Origin of the sequence: Paenibacillus sp. GSMTC-2017 (genome assembly GCF_016019935.1) — a bacterium.
Taxonomy (GTDB): domain Bacteria; phylum Bacillota; class Bacilli; order Paenibacillales; family Paenibacillaceae; genus Pristimantibacillus.
The window spans coordinates 136,264-155,719 of the sequence record NZ_JAECMT010000005.1; the positions used below are offsets into that span (position 1 = coordinate 136,264).

Sequence of the window (19,456 nt, forward strand, 5' to 3'; positions counted from 1 at the left end):
TTTCAGCGATAGCGGAAAATAGAAATAGGAAAAATTTGCCGAAGATTGTCGAATTTTCGGTAAAATAAATATAATCGTTGGGTCAGAGGTGCTGGGAATGATTAAAAAGCGCAGTGTTTCACAGAGATTTTTTCTGTTACTACTCTGTTTTATTGGGGTAGTTCTATGGACTCAGTCTGCGCACGCTGAGAGTACAGATAAGCCATTAAAAATTACAGAGTGGCAGATGTTATGGGAAGAGCAAGGCAAGGAGTCTACTATTACAGAAGTAAGTGCATTATCTAATGACAAGAGATGGTTTTCCGTCAAAGCGGGAGAAGAGTATCCTGCTTTACCAGAGGGTGTCAGTGTTGCATGGATAAAGTTTCAATTGCCTGAGATGACGCAGAAGCGTCCTGCACTGGAGTTTAATAAGTTGTATGCCAGAAATGTAGTCATGTATCTTGATAATGAGGTAATGTATGAGCGATATCGCGACTATTATTTTGATCAAAACGAAATGGTTATACCTGTAAGTGAGTCTGAGTCATTTAAAATAATTTACGTTAAGCTTCAATTGAATTCTGATAGGCTCGGAATGTATCAGGAAGTAAAAATTGGAGAGTACGATACGCTATTAAGACAGTTTATAAAAAAGGATCTATTAGACGTTGTAGTAGGAGCCTCTTTAATTTTTATTTCGTTATTTATGATGGTAAGTGTAGGTTTTCTTAATCGCTCCTTTCAACCAGGATGGAACTCATTGCTGTTGATGATGTTATCAATTGGAATAATGATTCTTACGTATTCACCTTTTTTAGATAAGTACTTTCCTGAGTTCGGTACCTTATTTCTAATACTATTCGAGCTAGCATCTTGTTTCTTAATACCATCCCTTTTCTTCTTTCTAGAGAAAGTATTTGGAAAAGGCCCTTTTTCATTGATCTCTAGGTTCAAAAAGATACAATTTTATTTAGCACCTTTTCAAATTATAATGCTCATTTTAAGCTATAACTTTGAGCCGGTTGCTAATTTGTACGGTGGATTTGGCTATTATAGCCTTGGTTTGTCCATCATTATTGGTAATGTTTTATTAATATCTACTTTGATCTATGAGTTTGCTAGCAGGAATAAGGACGCAAGAATATTATCTATTGGCATTAGTATTTTTGCTGGAGTAGGGTTAGTTGAGATAATCTATTATTTTTATAGCGATGCTATGTATCGATTATATTATTGGAAAATTAGTATTCTATTTTTCTTAGCATCGTTAATTATTATTTTAGTTAGAAGAGTGATGTACAATTACAAATTGGCAGTTGAATATTCTAATCAAATTGAAATATATAATGACGAACTTCAACGTACTGAAAAGATTGAATTAATCAGCAACCTTGCCGCATCTATAGCGCATGAAGTAAGAAATCCATTACAGGTAACAAGAGGCTTCTTACAGCTTTTAGGGAACAAAGCAATCGGAACCAATGACAAAAGCTACATAAAGTTAGCTATTGACGAACTCGACCGGGCATCAGAGATTATCACTGATTTTCTGACATTCTCAAAGCCGGATTTGGGTGGTGTGATGAAGTTGAACACATTAGATGAAATTCAGCAAGTAGTTGCTATATTATCGCCACTTGCTAGTATGCAAGGTGGTGCGCTCAAAATTATTCCAGAAGAGAAATTATTTATGAAAGGGAATTCATCCCGATTTAAACAAGCCCTAATAAACATCATCAAAAATAGTATTGAAGCATTTCGTGAAGATGGTGAAGTGATTATAAAAGTATTTAGGGAGGAAGAGAGCAGCCGAATTGTTATTCATATTGCCGATAATGGCGAGGGAATAGATGAACATGACCTAAAACGTCTTGGTGAGCCCTATTATTCTAAAAAAACAAAGGGAACAGGTTTAGGCTTGATGGTCACTTATCGAATAATTGAAGCAATGAATGGTGAAATACGCTTTTATAGTACACGAGGTGCGGGTACAGAAGTATTTATTAAAATTCCAGAAGCTATTTAACCATCAGTTTGAATAACCGACGCGCTATCTATTGCTTTAGCGAAAAAAGACGTAACAATCGTTTGACGATTGTTACGTCTTTTATATATGTAACGTAATTCTATCTCCAGCGACCAAGACTTTCATAACTCATGCGCGCAACATCTTGAGGATTTTCTGGAATAACTAAGTAATAATTATCTTGTGTTTCCTCCAAAACTTGTACGTTAAAATGAGCAGGAATCTCAATGCCAAAAGCATCTCTAATAGCTGATTTTGGATCTGCGATTAGCTGTTCCTTAAATGAAGCATCAGCCCATGCTTTTTCAATAATTTGATCTCTAAGCTCTTGCTCTCTCGACATAAAGGTCACCCTTCCGAATATGTATATGTTTACCAAAAGTAGTGTATCATTTATATTCGACAGAATCTACAACTATTTTACTATATTCTACATTTAATAGTTCGAAAGTTGTAATTCCAAGGTAACGCTATTTCGAAAACATATAGTTTAATCCCCCGCCAAGCAACTTCCGCTTATTATCATCAATTTTTAGAGCTATTCCTCGTAAGCTTTCTACCAAGTCGGAGTGGTATTTGATTAGTGGTGTAATTGATAATTGGAGGTGAAGCAAATGAGCATGATTCCGTTCAGCTATTTCTACAAATCGATTTAAATATCCATACACATAGATTTGCGTCTCAACTTGTGCTTTTGTCACCATATCGAAAGTTGTTCCTTCTCCCATTTGTGAAGCGATTAAAGCAAGCAATCCGTTATAACTTCCATCTTCCATGTCTTGCTGCCAATCTGTCCAATCATCTAGCATTTGCAAAGTCGTCAGGGCTAGATCTACAGCAGTCTCAGTGGCTTCGATTCGCTCAGCTTGTCCAATGAGAAGCAAAGCACCAGTGCTTGCAATTTTAACTGGACCAGCCTTCCCGGCAGTAAGGATAGGATCACTCATAAAGAAGTTGTGTTCTCCCTCATTTACAACGCTGTCAGCCCAAGTAGTAAGATAGCGTTCATAATAGTTCCAGAACGTGCTATTAGTAGGAAATAACTGCTGTAAGAGGTTAAACATATTTAAATAGAAGAGATTGGCTAGCGCTAGCAGTAGTTTTCTTTTTGAATTATCCTTATCATCCATCACATCATCTTGAATAAAAAAGTAAAGCATGCCATATATATTGACAAGTACAAGTTTTTCGCACTGTTCGTCCGAAAGGTCAATTGCTTCTTTCATCCAATAGGGAAGTAGCGTACAAATAAAGTCTGTTCCGTCATCATTAACTAATGGATTAAAGGCTAGGGTGTACTCTAGACCAATTTCATTTAATGGGGGAGGAAATTTGGCAATTTGTCCATTGGCACTAGTAAATACAGCCTCTAGTTGCTTCTTATAAGGTTCATACCAATCCATCGTTCATGTCTCTCCAATTCTTGAATATAGTAAAAAGGGCTTCTTTAGAGTTATCCTAACTATATCACTTGAAATGATAATAGATTGAAAAACTTAACAAATTATGCAGATAGTTTGATGATTCTTTTGCTGATTTAGGTTGAGTAAACTATAATAATCCAGTAGAATGTAGTAGAAATGATTAAATTTTATTCATTACTTGCAGTGTCCGTGCACCCAGTCAATGTAGTACTAGACTAAAGTAGGGGTATCATCCAGTGCTAAAGCAGGTTTAAAAAGTGGTTCTCCTGCATTAAAGTAAATACTAATTGAGAGTTCTTGGATAGTGGAGGTTATAGAACATGAGTAGGGACAAAGAAATATATGTGCTATTAACGGATACCGGAACTGTCCTCACTAAAATAATTAGATCCTTTACAAAGGATCCGCTCAACCATGCTTCAATTGCGTTTGATCAGGATTTAAACGAGGTGTATAGCTTCGGAAGGAAAAATCCAAGCAATCCTTTTTTTGCAGGTTTCGTTAGAGAGGACATTCGTGGTGATTTTTTTGAAGAATCGATGTGTGCCTTATATAGGATTCAGGTTAGTCAATCTACCTACAACAACATACGATCACAAATAAGACATTTTGAACAATATCAGGAATTGTACAAATATAATTTAGTTGGTATGTTAGGTGTCGTTTTCAATATCGAATGGGAACGTCGTTATGCTTACTTTTGTTCTCAATTTGTAGCTACCGTATTTGACAGGAGTGGGGTTTGTCTTGTTGAGAAATCGCCGCTACTCGTCACTCCTGGTGATTTGCAGAATACACCGGAGCTTGAGTTAGTATACCACGGAAAGCTACATGCTTATGCAGGGTGTGAGTCGATTACAAGTGGTGCCAGTACGTTCCGAACTGCATAACAAAAGAGATCTCTTTATATTCGAGGTCTTTTTTTTATTGCCTGGCTGCCAGATGCCTCTCTAGACTATTTTAGTCGTTTGTGAGAATCTGTATGTAGGAGGGAATGCTCATGAAGGGTCAAGGAATGCTCATATCTGCTTTCGTATTTGCTTTAGTTATCGCAATCTTTGCGGTCATTAATGTAGAATCGGTGCAAGTTAACTTTTTATTTACTAAAACAACAACACCACTCATTCTTGTTATTCTCGTATCGACACTTCTTGGTGGGCTAACTGTCGGATTGTTTGGTATGATTCGTATTTACAAGCTGCAGAAGACGTTGAAAGCATTTGAGAAGCAAGCTGTCGATCAATCGATTGATGCTGGAACATTTACATCTAAAGATGAGTCGTTTTCTTCAACAGTTACTGATGAAGTGAGTGGCGACAAGACGAAGAACGGATAAGGTAAGCAAATGAAATATATGTACACGTATGCTCGGCATGAAGATGAAGCACAATTATGTGATTTGGAGCTGCGCTGCTTATTCGGTAAGCATGCAACTAGATATAATGGAGTTGTTGCATGTGAAATGGAGCAGCCAGTCCATATCGATCGTAGTCCATTTTTCAAACGAAGGTTAGAGGTAACTCTTGAGGCGTCCACGTTGTCGGAGCTAGAAGCACTGCTACCTGCTTATGATTTAGAAGGCGAGACGTTTAAAGTGTTTTATACCGCCGGTAATGAGACTTTCACTTACGAGGAACAACGACAACTCGAGCGAACTGTAGGCGCATCTCTGATTGGTCACGCAGACATGCGAACGCCTAGTCGCAGGCTAGGTCTAATGCGATTTGATGGCCAGTGGTTGTTTGGGCCATGTGAAGATAACGAAGCGCTATGGCTTAAACATCAGCGTAAGCCACAAAACTATTCGACAGCCTTACCTACACGAGCAGCTCGTGCAATTGTTAATATTGCAGCTGGTTCGGACCCGACTGGAAAATCGATGATCGATCCTTGTTGCGGTATGGGAACGGTGCTAATTGAAGCATTATCCATGAATATAGCTATTGAGGGGATGGATATTAATCCACTCGCTGCAAGAGGGGCACGGATCAACCTTTCCCATTATGGTTATCCAAACGTCGTGCAACTCGGAGATATGCGATTAATTTCTCGTCGGTATGATTCGGCAATTGTTGATTTACCCTATAACTTATGTTCGGTGCTTGAGAGGGATGAACAGCTTGAAATGCTTCAATCCATTAGAAAAATAGCAGATAGAGCCGTTATTGTAACGACTGAACCGATACTTCAACAGTTGCAAATGACCTCATTTGAGCTAGTCGATTGTGCCGAGCTTAGTAAAGCCTCTTTTACACGGTATATAAGTGTAGTAGAATAAAGAAGATGTGGAACATAAAGCGAGGTGAACCTATGTCTACGAATGAACAGAACCAATCAGAAGAGCAGCCGAAGAAGCTGTCTCAAGCAGAACGAGCTAAGCAATTGCTAGCTCAGAAGAAGCAAGGCCAAGCTGGCGGAGCGCCAGGCCAAAAAAACTTCTCAACCGGGACTCAGGAACTGCGGAGCCAAAATACGAAAAAAGTTAACAACCAACGTAAAAAAATGGGTGTATAACATCAGAGTGAATGCTGGACTATCAGCTAACACCATTCTAAAGACGGAACGCCGATCGCAGTCATTGATTGCGACAGGCGTTCTTTTTTTGTGGGCGAACGGTAATGTATGAGCATTCCATTACGGTATGGAATAGGATATAGCCTAGAGTGAGGTATGCCCTTAAGTGTGGATATAACGCAGTTGTGGTCGTAACTGTCATCTGAATTTACGTATGAGATGACGCGAGTCCCCGCATAATGAGGGTAACAACTTCACCATAGTTATTAGGATGGAGGGATTCGAAGATGGCAGCAAAAACAACTACTCTTAACGTTTACTTACTGGCAGGCGTCAAAACAACTACAGGCTCCTTCAATGCTTGCAAAGAGCGATTAAATGAGCAACTAAGGTTGGAAGGAATCGAACCAACAATTCATGTGTTGTATCCGTACGGGGATTCAAGTCGAAATTGGGTTAGACAAGTGTTTGAGGTGAAAACGGATCTTTCGAATCGAATGAAGGCGGGACGTATTGGCGGTCGTAATGTTTGGCAACAAATTAAAGATACCGTATCAAGTGAGCGTACGTTATTGATTGGACATAGTGGCGGAGGAGCGGCTGCATATCAAGCAGCAAAGATGTTGGAGGAGGATGGTGTTTTACGCGATTTTCGGATCGTGCAAGTCGGTTCTCCTCGCACACCAATTCACCCAAGACTACAGAAAAAAGTGAGTTACTTTCATTCCATCGACAACTCAGGCAAGATGAACGACCCGATAAGCCGAATTGGGAGCTGGGGCGGGTGGATAAGGGCAGGTGGATTGATTCCGCAATGGAACAGCTATAAATATGCTCCAGGCTATGTGGAAGGCATCCCAACGGTCGGAGGGCATGCTGACTATTTCCGTAATACAGAGGCATATATGGATAAAGAAGCTGTATGTAACTTAGACAAAACAATCGGCTGCGTTCGAGCGTGGTTGAAAGGGTGGCTTTAATCCTTTAAACTTAAGCTTACGAAGAAAGTTTGCTACGCAAACGAGGCTTATGCTTACGAAGAAAGTTTGCTACGCAAACGAGGCTTATGCTTACGAAGAAAGTTTGCTACGCAAACTTTGGAGAGAGGAGAGTTACAATGGCTAATACGCATACTTTTTCTAAGGGGGAAGAAATTGCAAATGCAATTACACATGGCATAGGGGCGCTGCTAAGCATAGCCGCGCTAGTATTGCTTATAGTGTTTGCTGCAATAAAGGGAACAGCTATGCATGTCGTCAGCTTTACAATCTACGGTTCAGCGATGCTGCTTCTTTATTCTGCCTCAACGCTTGTCCACAGCTTCCCGAAAGGAAAGGCCAAGCGAGTATTTGAATCACTTGACCATTCTTTTATTTATGTCTTTATTGCCGGTACTTATACGCCAATTTTATTCCATATTGTACAAGGTGTGCTTGGCTGGGTTTTGTTTGGAATCGTATGGGGCGTCGCCGTTGTTGGTGTTGTATTCAAATCCATTTTCCCTTCAAAATATTTGTTTACATCAACGATTCTTTACATCGCAATGGGATGGATCATCGTATTTGCTTGGAAGCCATTAACGACACATCTAGAACCAGGTGGCTTGCAATTGCTAATAACAGGTGGCGTATTGTATACAGTCGGAACGATATTCTATATGTGGCGCAGCTTCCCTTATCATCATGCAGTATGGCATTTGTTCGTTTTAGCTGGATCGATTGTTCATTTCTTTTGCATCATCCTTTACATATTGCCTGCTTAATATGGGCAAGCCCAGTCAAGGATCTATTGCAGGACACCAGCCTGGAGGCTCAGCGCATAATGCAGCTGCGACTTCAGGCTGTTCTTTTGCCAAATCGTTAAAATAACTTGATAAAATATGATTGCTGGACACCGATCCCATTTTGAATGCACGTAAAACTTCGCCTTTTACATGCAAATAAAAGTAATTGCCTTTTGTTTTTGGAGATTGGTATACAAGCGGTGGTAGATGGGGAACGATATCAAATTCATTTTGAAATCGCCAGTGGGTAGGTACCGAATAGTTATAGGTTTGAACGAACTTGGGATCTCCAACGCGGGGTGCCCCGAACGTATAGACGATAGGTGCAGTGAATGCTGTGTTGCGAGCGATATCGAGTGCAGCAAGCGTTGCTAAAGATCCACCCAGACTATGTCCAGTAATGAATAGCGGTCTATTAGGCTCAAGCTGATTAAGCAGGGAAAAAACGTCATCACGTGCGGACATATAAATATCGGTAAATCCTTTATGGGTTAGACCAGCATTTTTGACTGGTCGGTAAGGAGTCTGTTGGGCAATAAAGTCAGATACCCAGTCAACAGCAGAACCACTTCCACGAAAGGCTAGTATGATGCTTTGTTCCGAAGCGATAATAAAACCGAATCGTTCTGGTCGATTGTCATAAGCTTTAGCACTAAATTCACCAACTAAACTGTACGTACGAGGAACTAGAAATAGGCCGTCCTCCTTATTGGTAAACTGAATATATGTTTGTCCACAAACGGCAGCCAAAAAGATTGCGCTTTGTATATCAGGCTCTTGCCCTCTTAAGTAACCTTTTCCAGCCATCATTATTTCCTCCGTTCGATTACATCTGACACTGATGTAATACTGTATGTGGAAGGCTTCGGATGGGTACCAGCGGAAGGAACGTAATTATTGGGCAAAAAAATATTCCCGATTATCGTAGTAGCAGACGCTACACACGATTTTTTCGGGAACGCAATAGTGAGTTTTTATCGTGTTCTCCCATTGTAGAGAGCTTTGATGAACTTTTTTTCTGTTTGCCGTGTCTAGAAGATCGGCCAGCAGGTTCATCTTGTTCAGGAAGTAAAAATGGACCTCTACGTCTATTAAGTAGATCGCCAGTCCAGCCTTTTTTCCACAACCAAATGTAGATGCCAATTGTTATTAAGGATACCCCTGCTACCATCACAGTAAAGCCCCATTTATGATCTTGATAAGGAAGAGTGTCGAAATTACTTCCCATTAGTGTTCCAACTATAGTTGCTGGAAGGAATAATACGGTGAAAATCGTCAACGTCTTCATAATGTCGTTGCCACGGAAGCTAGAGATAGCATCGTCCATTGAGATTAATGTGTCTATTTCAAGCGCATAATGTTTTAGCAACGTTTCAATTCGCTCAAGCTTATGTGACATTTTTATAAAAGAATCCGTTTCAGAAATTTCCGATACAAAAGATTCCTTAGCAGCTCCATGTAATTCTCGGATCGGAATAAATAAATGGCTCCAGTGTAACAAGTCATATCTTCTCTCAAATATGACATCGATTAAGCCTGTCCGATTTTGAATGCGCATCGTTTTTTCTAATTCACCAAGTCTACGCTCGAAACCATCCAATCCAGTATGGAATGGCTCCAACATAACGCCAATCATAATAAAAAAAGCTTCCGGAGCAATTTGGCATTCGTCATATTTTAATGTATGTGATCCATTTTGCAGTCGCATCGGGATACGCATATCTTCATGCATTGTAATTAATCGTTTTCTTGAAAGCCAGAAGTGGAATGGTTGAACGTCAGATTGTTCCTCCGACACCTGAATCATTAATGTTCCACATAAAATAGGGCCAATGCCAGGGTAGTCGTCAACGGAGATATGATTAGTACGTCTTCCTGCACATTCATCAACCCAAGTTGAACATTCGACAAACTGACGCTTAAGTTCGGCTATTGCCTCTTCACCAAGTGTCTGCTCATCCTGCTCTTGTGAATGTATGTTCTTACGTATTGAAACTCCCGCTTCTGGGGCTCTCTGTACCGACTTCCTGCTTGGAAGAGGCTTCTGCTCTTGGGGCAGATGTCTTGCTTGCTGTACGATATGCCAGTTCCAACCTGCGGGATATCGCAGCATACGATGAATCATCGTCCCCTCACCTCTTCCCTCGAAATTTCTTCAGATACACTCAACATCATACCCCGAATCTAACTACTCGCACAACCTACCTAGGAGCTATCCGACTGTATTTGTCAAAACTTATTGTTATTCGACATATTCGATTGAATAGATGATCGGATGGGAATACCAATCGTATAGAACCTTACATGAAACAAACAACGGAGGAAGCGGTATGACTAAAAAGATAGGTTTGTTTGATAGTGAACAACAAGTGATTGACGTTATTAATCAACTGGAGCAAGAAGGATTTGCCCCTGGAGAAATAAAAGTGTTAACGAAGGACTTGGAGCATGCAAGGCGTATAAAGGTTGAAACGGACATCCATGCTGACGGCATGCATGAGCTTACTGAGACGAATGAAAGAAGTAGTGAAAGCAGCACTTCTGGAAATCCAATGACATCGAGTTTTGGCGATAGCAACGCACCAGGTGGGTATGGTATTGCAAGTTACGGTAGTTATCCCGCTGTAGGCGGCATTTATTCATTCGGTTCACCGTTCCCTTTTTTGGAAAGTAAACAATTAAGCTCCTATCGTGCTTTAGGGTTAGATGACAATGAAGCGGAGCTGTGCTTCAACGGTGTGGAAAGTGGAGGTTTTGCTATTGTTGTTGAAACGGATGAGAGCAAGTCGCTTATGGACAAAGATGATGGAGCCGATTTATCGAAGCTGAGTGTAGCAGAAGGAATATTTCGGCAGCGCGGAGCGACACGTATTACAAATGGTAAATAGCTGCCGGACACCAGATCCCTTATTTGCTGCATATCGCCTGTATGGAGACTTTAGAGGACACTTTGTCCTCGAGCGTGCCTTTTTGATTCATTTATACATGAATAGGATTTGGTGTCCTCTTGAATAGGACCTAACCTATGTACAGTCTCAACAAAAAAACTACCGTAAATGCATCCGGTAGTTCATTCGTACTTGGCAACGGGCAGTACGGTCTACAGTCATCAGTAAATGTTAACGATCACGAATCTGTTAAGGAAGCTCTCGATAAAGAAACAATTTCGGTTAACGGATGTTGTCCGCCTTTTCCTTGAATAAGATCCAGTAACAAATGAGCAGCAATCATGCTATAGACCGTTCCATTTCCTCCATAACCAAGGCTGTAGTAAACATTAGGCCATTTTGGGTCTTCACCGATAAAAGGAAGATTATCTTGCGACTCTCCAAAAGTTGCACTCCATTCGTATTCTACAGTTGGTTGTATATCTGGGAAAAGAGCCAGAAGCTTCTCCATTAATTGCTTGCTTCTCCGACTAATTGTCTGCTGGCTATGTACAGGTTGCTCAGTCTCTTCATCAAGACCTCCAACGACAATACGATCATCGATCGTCGTTCTCGTATATAAATAGGGTCTAGCAGTCTCCCACAGCATAAACCTTTTATGCCAGCTTTCAAGATGGGATTGCACCCCAGTTACGATTGCATAGGAGCGGTTTAGATTTGCTTTTACAAGCCGTCCCCGTAGCTCCTCAGGTTCATATCCGACAGCATAGATAACATGTTCTGCTTCGATTGTATAACCTAATGAGGTGTGTAAGTGGTGAATACCATCCTCTAATGTTTGAAGATTATTGACATCGGTCTCCTCAAAGATCCGAGTTCCAGCTAACTGAGCAGCATCGGTAAGGCCGTTAACGAATTGGTAAGGATTCACTTCTGCATCACCATGAGTGACGATTGCACCAGATTTCCTAAACGGAAAGTGAAGGGCAATCTTGTCTGGCGTCCAATACTCCACATCAAATCCGCAAGCAGCAAGCGCTTCGTATTCCTTCTTAAGCTTAGGCAAATCTTGCTCTGACGAAGCAAAGTAAAGACTGCTTCTATCTCTATAGCCTACGTCTACCGGTAGGCTTTGGGCTACGGCAGCTAACTGTTCTACCGCTTTTTTGCAATGTGTATAAAACGTTTCGGCTGGCCCGCGTCCAATTTGTTTAATTAAATCAACTAACATGACATCGTTGCAAAATTGTAGAAGTCCTGTATTGGCCGAAGTACTTCCTTCAGCTATCTTCCCACGTTCGATCAGAACAACGTCCATTCCTCCAGATGCTAAAACATACGCACAGGTTACTCCAGACATTCCACCACCTACAATGGCTACGGTTGTTTTTATATTCTCCTTCAAAGATGTGTGGTTTCTTGATACTGCTAACGTCGTCGGCCAATAAAGTCGGCCAGTATGCAGTTCTTTCATATGATCCCTCCTGACGGTAGTATGTCCATCAAGCTGCATATTAAAGTCATTCCGTTTTGTCGAACCATAAATTATACTAAGAGAATACGTATAAACTACTATTCCAATAGAAGGTACATAGAAGAATCGAGGAGATTATAAAATGGCGATTTTAGTTACTGGTGGAGCGGGATATATAGGTTCACATACAATAGCAGCACTTCAAGAGCGAGGAGAAGAGGTTATCGTCGTTGATAACTTGCAGCAAGGTCACAAGGAAGCACTACTTGGAGGTAAACTCTACGTGGGCGATTTACGCGATGAAGATTTTTTGGACGAAGTATTTAAGGAGAATGATATTGACGCTGTAATCCACTTTGCTGCTAATTCATTGGTAGGGGAAAGTATGAAGTCTCCAGGGAAATATTATCATAACAACGTGTATGGCACGTTATGTTTGCTTGAGAAGATGAATGAGCACGGTACTCGCAAAATCGTCTTTTCTTCAACAGCAGCTACATATGGAGAACCAGAAAATGTACCGATCGATGAATACGACAGAACGTTGCCTACGAACACCTATGGTGAAACGAAACTTGCAATGGAAAAGATGATGAAGTGGTATGATACCGCTCATAATATCAAATCTATTTCGTTGCGCTATTTCAACGCTGCAGGGGCACATGAAAGTGGTCAAATCGGTGAGGATCATCATCCGGAGACGCATCTTATTCCAATCGTACTGGAAGTGGCTTTAGGCAAACGACCGCATATTTCTGTATTTGGTGATGATTATAAGACACCTGACGGCACTTGTGTACGCGATTACGTCCATGTTAGCGATTTGGCTGATGCTCATGTGCTTGCGGTTGATAAGCTGCTAAGCGGGGCGGAAAGCGCAATATACAACCTTGGTAATGGAACAGGTTTCTCTGTAAAGGAAGTTATTGATATTGCCCGCTCTGTCACAGTGAAAGAGATTAAAGCAGTCATTGAACCACGTAGAGAGGGGGACCCTGCTACGTTAGTTGCTTCTTCTGAACGAGCTAGAAACGAGCTTGGTTGGAATCCTAGACGCAGTAGGTTAGAGGATATTATTAAAAGCGCTTGGAGATGGCATGAAGCAAATCCGAACGGATACAAAAAGAACGATTAAAATAGTTTAATCGTTCTTTGTTGTATTCCAATAAATATTATGGTATTTTTTATATAATAAATATTATTTTTAGAATAATTATTTATTACATTGTAAATGACCTTATTGGAGGGATCGGAATGCCAGAAAAAATGCTGCCGCTAGACGACTTCCTGTTACTCAGCACTGATGAGCAGGTAGAGAAGTTGAAGCGTTGGAAGATGGACTACACACTTAAAGACATACGCGAGGCTTGGAACTTTAAACATTCCGCTCAATATTACATGTTGCTTAAGAAGCTTCGCATCTATGAGCGTGTAGTTAATAAATCGGATAAGTTTCATCCTGCCCAAGAGCAATTGCAACATCGACCAGGGATGCTCGAAGAAAGGGGTTGGAGAGCGCAGATCGGTCATATTGGCCAATCAATCAAATTACCTTCCGACAGCTTCGATTATCATTTGAATTTGACGCTAAGTGGTCCTGAGTTAGCGGATAAGTTGGAGCGTCTTGCACATTTTCTTAAAGGCGAAAGGAATGAAATTACGATCAAACTTTCCATTGTATCCAATGAGCCTGAAATTGCTCAGGATATAGAGGATTAAACGAAATAGTACAAAAAAACCGAAATCAGTTATTTACACTGATTTCGGTTTTTTATGTCGAAACATGAAATATAATGTATCATTATGGAAATTAATATTTTGTAATAAAAGTAAACATTACAAAATTTCATATTATTTCAATCGAAGCTTTCCAATCTCGGATACAAGTGCTTCAACTTCACTGATACTGAAGTTAGGTTTGGAGGCAACGAGGTCGTATATATCTTTAATGTCCTCATATTGTTTGATGTCAAAATGAGATGCTTGCATTGCTGCACCAGAAGCCATTCTGAGCTTTGTTTTGATAGCTTCGATCATAAACTCGACGTTTTCTTGTGTAACTTGTTGTAAATCGGACATATAACTTTCCTCCTTCGATCTCTAATCATTCTCGTCATTGTACCATGACATAGAAGGGCAAGGCTACAAATTGAAGCGGCACGAAAAATTCGCTACAATTAATGTTTAGAAGATGAGGGCTGTGCGGCATTATAGATAAGGGAAGGTGCAGATTACGATACATAACCAAATGAATCAATCAGACTTGCAATTGGAGACCTTTTTTTCAACCATTTCTGAAGCACATCCTGATCCAAGCCGTATTATATTTGTATGTATAGGAACGGATCGTTCGACTGGTGACGCATTTGGTCCATTTGTCGGAACAATGTTGGTAGATCGGGGTTGGAAAGTAATAGGTACATTAGAAAAGCCATGTGATGCATATGCTGTTGATGCTACAGTAAGAGACATCAACCGTCTTCAAGAGGATGAGGCTCTAACTGTTATTGCGATAGATGCGTGTCTTGGTAAGTCCAAATCGGTGGGTAGCTTTATTACAAAAAATGGTCCACTTCAGCCAGGTGCAGCAACGGGTCGAAGATTGCCATTCATCGGCGATTATAGTATTGCCGGTATTGTAAATATAGAAGGTCCCAAAGCGTATTGGATGCTACAAACAACTTCGCTGCATCAAGTCATGGGAATGGCAAATCATGTTGTTACAGCAGTTAATAATGCTTGGAGTGGTAAAGAGGAGTATCCGAAACCTATTCATCAACTGGAGGTTAAATGATTATGACAACTAGTGGAAGCATTGACGAAAGTACGATAGCTACAGATTCGCTGCAATTACAAAATGGTCTAGAGATAGCCTATTATGATTCTAAAGAAGATCACGGTTTACCGTATACACTTGTACTACTTCATGGCTATTGCGGGAGTTCTGCCTATTGGGATAAGGTTGTAGGTAACATTGCATCGACAGTAAGAGTTATTGCTCCTGATGCAAGGGGACATGGGAGTAGCTCAGCTCCTAATGATGAAACCTATTCAATGGAACTGTTCGCAGAGGATTTATCACAATTACTGGATCACTTAGGTGTGACGAATGCAATCGTGCTTGGTCATTCTTTAGGTGGATATATTACGCTTGCTTTCGCAGATAAGTACAGCAATAGTCTTTCTGCCTTTGGACTTATTCATTCTACACCGCTACCCGATGGTGAAACAGCTAAGGAGAATAGAGACAAAGCCATTGCTGCAATTGGGCAAAAGGGGGTAGCTACTTTCGTAGATGGACTTGTTCCTAAATTGTTTGCAACTGACCGTATCGACGGACTTCAGCCGGAGCTGGCGAGAAGTAAAGAGATTGGTTATGGCACATCGCAACATGGAGCTGTAGCAACTGCAAGAGGAATGAAAGAGCGAATGGACCGCAGTGACATTATTAAGGGATCAAAGCTACCAATATTGCTAGTAGCAGGTGCCAAGGATAATGTTATCCCTGCGGTGAGTACTTTCTCAGCAAACAACGATGACACAAGAAAAGTGGAGCTAGAAGAAGCAGGACATATGAGTATGATGGAATGCGGACATCAGTTGTCTGAAGAAATTTTGTCATTTATAAGATCAGTGTAAGGAAAAAGTGAAGCTGGAGAGGAGCTAAGCTTATGTTCCAACGTGACTATTTTATGAGAATGATTGAGGAAATGACGCAAGTACTAGCACAAGTATTAGGATTAAGACAAGAGCGGAAGATTGAAGAGGCTCTTCTTGTCATCGATGAACTTCTCGATAAACATTTCAGGTTGAGCAGTAATCTAATTCGATCACTATCAGACGATGATTTAATTAAAGTGATGTCTACAAATGGGGTTGTAGAAACTGATCATTTACAGGCTATCGCCGTTCTTATAAAGCAAGAAGCGCTCCTCCATGGTGATATTGGCAGGGAGAAGGAGTGTTACGATTCATATGTACGATCTCTGAGACTGTTTGTTCGATTATCTCTCCTTAATGCGGAGCCTACTATTGTAGAGCCGAGAGAGCAAATAGCAGAATTACTGGAACTATTGAGTCCCTTTGAGCTACCAATACCCACGAAACGGCTTCTAATGGAGTGGTACGAAACAGAAGGGAAATATGATCAAACCGAAAATGTCATGCACGAGTTACTTGAAGCGAATGTGTTAACAGCAGCTGATGCAATAGGAACCTATCAACGTTTACTTAGTCAAAGTGACGAGCTGCTGACAGCAGGCGGTTTACCAAGAGAAGAAGTTGAGCAAGCACTTGCAGATATTAAAGGCGCAATGAAGGAGTGACCATGTAAGGATGGAAGCACAATGGCAACAAGATATTCAAGGATGGATTAATAATGGGGAGCTAATTCAAGCGACACTTAGCCAGCCAAAACGGAAAGACGGAGATCATGCACCGAAAATGATCATTCGTCCTGTACGGCTTAAGGATGGGGCATACTTTCAGTTTGAATCCCACTTTGCTAACAAAGTGCTTCATCAAAATGTAAGAGCTGATGAGACATCTAGCCAGTTATTTGAGTTGCTTGGACAGCATTATCGGCAAGCGCTAGTAAAAACACCAGATCACGATGTTCAACTACTTTTTAACAAAAAGGGAAGTGCGGCTGTTCGGAAGGGACCTTCTAGCGCTGGAGGAGCAAGGCAAGTTAGTACAGACCATAATCGTCAGAAAAATAGAATATTGGAGGAAGGTAAACCTGCTCCTTTCTTAGTAGAGCTCGGTATTATGACGCCAGAAGGGCGTGTACATGCCAAGAAGCAGGACAAGTATCGTCAAATCAACCGGTTCCTTGAAATGGTTACAGATGTTCTTGATGCTTTGCCTAAAGATCGAGAAATAAAAATTGTAGACTTCGGATGCGGTAAATCTTATTTGACGTTTGCTTTGTATCATTTGCTTGCTGTAGAACAAGGACGAGAAATTTCTGTGGTGGGATTAGATTTGAAAGCGGATGTTATTTCTTTCTGCTCATCTTTAGCGGAGAAGCTAGGGTACGATAAGCTTCGATTCCTCGTCGGTGATATCGCTGACTATAATGAGCTGGAGTCTGTAGACATGGTAGTAACGCTACATGCATGCGACACGGCTACTGATGCTGCACTTGCGAAAGCCGTAGGATGGGGTGCTTCAGTTATTATGTCGGTGCCATGCTGTCAGCATGAGTTGTTTCGTCAAATCGGCAATGATACATTGACGCCATTACTGTCACAAGGATTACTTAAAGAAAGATTTTCTGCACTTGTGACAGATGCTGTAAGAGGGAATTTATTAGAGGTGCTAGGTTATAAGGTGAATATGCTCGAATTTGTTGACCCTGAACATACACCCAAAAACTTATTAATTCGTGCAGTAACATCTCCTCATAAAGAACTATCTATGAAGAAGTGGGAGCAGTACGAAAGTTTCAGAAATTTCCTGAATATATCTCCAGCACTAGAACGGATTCTATCAGATCGATGGCCATCCAGTGACAAAAATGTATTGGATTCCAATAAATAGCTAATTGTCGATAGTGATAACTTTTGCTACAATGGAAGAAGATGGCTACCAAATGAATGGGTGAACCGTATTGGAATGGATGATTTGGTTAGATTTTAGTATGTTTTTGGTGCTGATGGGTTTATTTCTATACGTGTTTTCCTCAAGTTCCGTAACAGTTCTTCACCGAATCTATCTTTTATTACATGTCGTATTTATGCTGTGGCCTCTCTTTCAATTTGCCTCGCAAACTACGACTTCTCTTCCTTTTAGGCTATTCTACCTATCTGCTTCATATGTAGGACTTTCGTTACTTGGGATCGGATGGTTTGCATTTATTCTTGTTCTGACCGGACATTATTATGTCATTCGGAGAAGTCGCTTAATTCTGCTCTCCATTCCAGCAGTCATATCGGTTGCAGTAGTAATATGGAACCCTCAAGGAATGTTTTTAAGCATTAATACGCAATTAGAATCAATGAAGCAACTTCAACATGGTGCGCTTTATTGGGTAATGATTGTGCAATTAATTTTGTATTTATCTGTTTCGCTTATTATTTTATTGTACAAGTTAAGTAGGCGAGATGATTCTGTTCGTCATCGAAAGATGGTTCGCACCGCGCTTAACGGTGTTTTTGTTCTTTCTTTTTTTGCGATTGTAGATTTTTGCATAAATGTAACTTATATTGATTATTTCACTCGCTATATTCCGCTCGTTTCTATAGGTATGACAGTAACAGCTGCTTACATCGTTCATGCGATTAGTCGCAATAAGGTGTTCGATATTATTCAAATCGTGCAGAAAGACGTAATGAACACGATGTCCATGGGCATTATTGTTATGGATGAGAATGATATGATTATAGAAGTAAATAAAGTTATCAAGCCGATTATAAGGCTCAGAATCGGAGATTTCTTTAAACCGGAAGCGCTTGCTGCACAGTTTAAGGAAGGCACATCCAAACAGTTGTTAGCTTTTTTTGAAGCACAACGAGTTCGTCCAATGGATCGACATGAGGTGGAACTAACGATTGATTTGGCTCAAAGTCTACATATCATCGTGCAGACGGCCCCGATCTTGAATCAGAAGAAACGTATTGTAGGCCGCGTACTGACATTTCAAGATGTAACGGAATTACGTATGCTCGTTGAGGAAACGAACACACAAAATGAGCTTCTGCATGAAAGAAACAAAGAATTGTTAATTATGCAGGACGAGCTTTCCCAGGCTAATAAGAAGCTAGAACATATGGCGATAACAGATGGGCTGACAGGTTGTTTCAATCGAAGATATATGTTGCAGCAACTAGAGAGCGAAGTTGTAACCAGCTTGCGTTATGGTATACCGTTTTCTATTTTTATTTTCGATTTGGATTACTTTAAGAGTATCAATGACCGATTTGGACATCTGACCGGAGATGAGGTGCTCTGTAGTACTGTAGAAGCTGTCCGAAGTGCATTAAGACTAACTGATGTTTTGGCAAGATTCGGTGGGGAAGAATTCACTGTATATTTGCCACATACGAACAGGGAACAAGCGGATATTATTGCAGAGCTAGTTAAAAGTACGGTAGAGGAAAATAGGGTTCCAACGGGCGTTGGGGATGGTTCTGTAACAGTCACAATTAGTATGGGTGTCGTCTCTATTGAACGACATGACTCAAATGAGCTAGAAGACCCTAAATCATTTCTACGAGAGCTAATGGCACAGGCGGATGCGGCTCTGTATGAGGCCAAGTATAATGGTCGTAATCGAATCGTGAATCGCAAACTGGCATGAGGACTCATCATTATGTAGGGGTCCTTTTTTGCTTATAGCAGGAACATTTCCTGTAGTAGTTT

General features: G+C 40.7%; 21 protein-coding genes. 15 read left to right on the top strand and 6 right to left on the bottom strand.

Annotation, left to right across the window (positions count from 1 at the left end):
* The first annotated feature begins 97 nt into the window (after positions 1 to 97).
* Positions 98 to 2,008, top strand: a complete 1,911-nt coding sequence (locus I6N90_RS19540; RefSeq protein ID WP_197937338.1) for a sensor histidine kinase — start codon at positions 98 to 100, stop codon at positions 2,006 to 2,008.
* A gap of 100 nt (positions 2,009 to 2,108) precedes the next feature.
* On the opposite strand, the gene I6N90_RS19545 is transcribed toward I6N90_RS19540, so the two are convergent.
* The gene (locus tag I6N90_RS19545) at positions 2,109 to 2,351 is read right to left on the bottom strand and encodes an NHLP leader peptide family RiPP precursor (protein WP_197937339.1); all 243 of its coding nucleotides are present in this window, start codon (positions 2,349 to 2,351) and stop codon (positions 2,109 to 2,111) included.
* A 127-nt stretch (positions 2,352 to 2,478) separates the two neighbouring features.
* On the bottom strand, positions 2,479 to 3,411 hold the full coding sequence (locus tag I6N90_RS19550; protein WP_197937340.1) for a hypothetical protein: 933 nt from the start codon (positions 3,409 to 3,411) through the stop codon (positions 2,479 to 2,481).
* 341 nt (positions 3,412 to 3,752) lie between these two features.
* Here I6N90_RS19550 and I6N90_RS19555 point away from each other — a divergent pair, with 341 nt between their 5' ends.
* From I6N90_RS19555 to trhA, 6 genes are all read left to right on the top strand, one after another.
* The gene (locus I6N90_RS19555; RefSeq protein WP_197937341.1) at positions 3,753 to 4,322 is read left to right on the top strand and encodes a hypothetical protein; all 570 of its coding nucleotides are present in this window, start codon (positions 3,753 to 3,755) and stop codon (positions 4,320 to 4,322) included.
* Positions 4,323 to 4,432: 110 nt separating this feature from the next.
* On the top strand, positions 4,433 to 4,768 hold the full coding sequence (locus I6N90_RS19560; RefSeq protein ID WP_197937342.1) for a LapA family protein: 336 nt from the start codon (positions 4,433 to 4,435) through the stop codon (positions 4,766 to 4,768).
* 9 nt (positions 4,769 to 4,777) lie between these two features.
* Positions 4,778 to 5,710: a TRM11 family SAM-dependent methyltransferase gene (locus I6N90_RS19565; RefSeq protein ID WP_197937343.1), complete on the top strand. Its 933-nt coding sequence runs from the start codon at positions 4,778 to 4,780 to the stop codon at positions 5,708 to 5,710.
* Positions 5,711 to 5,742: 32 nt separating this feature from the next.
* Complete coding sequence (locus I6N90_RS19570) at positions 5,743 to 5,946, top strand: hypothetical protein (RefSeq protein ID WP_197937344.1); 204 nt, start codon at positions 5,743 to 5,745, stop codon at positions 5,944 to 5,946.
* 287 nt (positions 5,947 to 6,233) lie between these two features.
* Entirely contained in the window at positions 6,234 to 6,926 is a 693-nt protein-coding gene (locus I6N90_RS19575) for a hypothetical protein (protein WP_197937345.1), read from the top strand.
* 137 nt (positions 6,927 to 7,063) lie between these two features.
* Positions 7,064 to 7,708 (top strand): PAQR family membrane homeostasis protein TrhA, encoded by a 645-nt coding sequence (gene trhA / locus I6N90_RS19580; RefSeq protein ID WP_197937346.1) that lies wholly within the window; start codon positions 7,064 to 7,066, stop codon positions 7,706 to 7,708.
* 15 nt (positions 7,709 to 7,723) lie between these two features.
* Here trhA and I6N90_RS19585 read toward each other — a convergent pair whose 3' ends face one another.
* Both I6N90_RS19585 and I6N90_RS19590 read right to left on the bottom strand, forming a co-directional pair.
* The gene (locus I6N90_RS19585) at positions 7,724 to 8,539 is read right to left on the bottom strand and encodes a lipase family protein (RefSeq protein WP_232243172.1); all 816 of its coding nucleotides are present in this window, start codon (positions 8,537 to 8,539) and stop codon (positions 7,724 to 7,726) included.
* Positions 8,540 to 8,666: 127 nt separating this feature from the next.
* A complete protein-coding gene (locus I6N90_RS19590; protein WP_197937348.1) occupies positions 8,667 to 9,854 on the bottom strand; it encodes a magnesium transporter CorA family protein in 1,188 nt (395 codons plus the stop codon).
* 205 nt (positions 9,855 to 10,059) lie between these two features.
* Here I6N90_RS19590 and I6N90_RS19595 point away from each other — a divergent pair, with 205 nt between their 5' ends.
* Complete coding sequence (locus I6N90_RS19595) at positions 10,060 to 10,617, top strand: general stress protein (protein WP_197937349.1); 558 nt, start codon at positions 10,060 to 10,062, stop codon at positions 10,615 to 10,617.
* Between the two features lie 238 nt (positions 10,618 to 10,855).
* Here I6N90_RS19595 and I6N90_RS19600 read toward each other — a convergent pair whose 3' ends face one another.
* Entirely contained in the window at positions 10,856 to 12,091 is a 1,236-nt protein-coding gene (locus tag I6N90_RS19600; protein ID WP_197937350.1) for an NAD(P)/FAD-dependent oxidoreductase, read from the bottom strand.
* Between the two features lie 142 nt (positions 12,092 to 12,233).
* Between I6N90_RS19600 and galE the strand changes: the two genes are divergently transcribed.
* A complete protein-coding gene (galE, locus tag I6N90_RS19605) occupies positions 12,234 to 13,226 on the top strand; it encodes a UDP-glucose 4-epimerase GalE (RefSeq protein WP_197937351.1) in 993 nt (330 codons plus the stop codon).
* A gap of 119 nt (positions 13,227 to 13,345) precedes the next feature.
* On the top strand, positions 13,346 to 13,810 hold the full coding sequence (locus I6N90_RS19610; RefSeq protein ID WP_197937352.1) for a hypothetical protein: 465 nt from the start codon (positions 13,346 to 13,348) through the stop codon (positions 13,808 to 13,810).
* Positions 13,811 to 13,942: 132 nt separating this feature from the next.
* Here the strand turns inward: I6N90_RS19610 and I6N90_RS19615 are convergent, their stop codons facing one another.
* The gene (locus I6N90_RS19615) at positions 13,943 to 14,170 is read right to left on the bottom strand and encodes a DUF1128 domain-containing protein (protein WP_197937353.1); all 228 of its coding nucleotides are present in this window, start codon (positions 14,168 to 14,170) and stop codon (positions 13,943 to 13,945) included.
* A 169-nt stretch (positions 14,171 to 14,339) separates the two neighbouring features.
* On the opposite strand from I6N90_RS19615, the gene yyaC reads away from it, so the two are divergent.
* From yyaC to I6N90_RS19640, 5 genes are all read left to right on the top strand, one after another.
* A complete protein-coding gene (gene yyaC / locus I6N90_RS19620) occupies positions 14,340 to 14,885 on the top strand; it encodes a spore protease YyaC (protein ID WP_232243173.1) in 546 nt (181 codons plus the stop codon).
* Positions 14,886 to 14,887: 2 nt separating this feature from the next.
* On the top strand, positions 14,888 to 15,730 hold the full coding sequence (locus I6N90_RS19625) for an alpha/beta fold hydrolase (RefSeq protein WP_197937355.1): 843 nt from the start codon (positions 14,888 to 14,890) through the stop codon (positions 15,728 to 15,730).
* A 32-nt stretch (positions 15,731 to 15,762) separates the two neighbouring features.
* The gene (locus I6N90_RS19630; RefSeq protein ID WP_197937356.1) at positions 15,763 to 16,416 is read left to right on the top strand and encodes a DUF6483 family protein; all 654 of its coding nucleotides are present in this window, start codon (positions 15,763 to 15,765) and stop codon (positions 16,414 to 16,416) included.
* 10 nt (positions 16,417 to 16,426) lie between these two features.
* Positions 16,427 to 17,635, top strand: a complete 1,209-nt coding sequence (locus tag I6N90_RS19635; RefSeq protein WP_197937357.1) for a class I SAM-dependent methyltransferase — start codon at positions 16,427 to 16,429, stop codon at positions 17,633 to 17,635.
* Positions 17,636 to 17,714: 79 nt separating this feature from the next.
* Positions 17,715 to 19,394, top strand: a complete 1,680-nt coding sequence (locus I6N90_RS19640) for a histidine kinase N-terminal 7TM domain-containing diguanylate cyclase (protein WP_232243199.1) — start codon at positions 17,715 to 17,717, stop codon at positions 19,392 to 19,394.
* Positions 19,395 to 19,456: the final 62 nt, after the last annotated feature.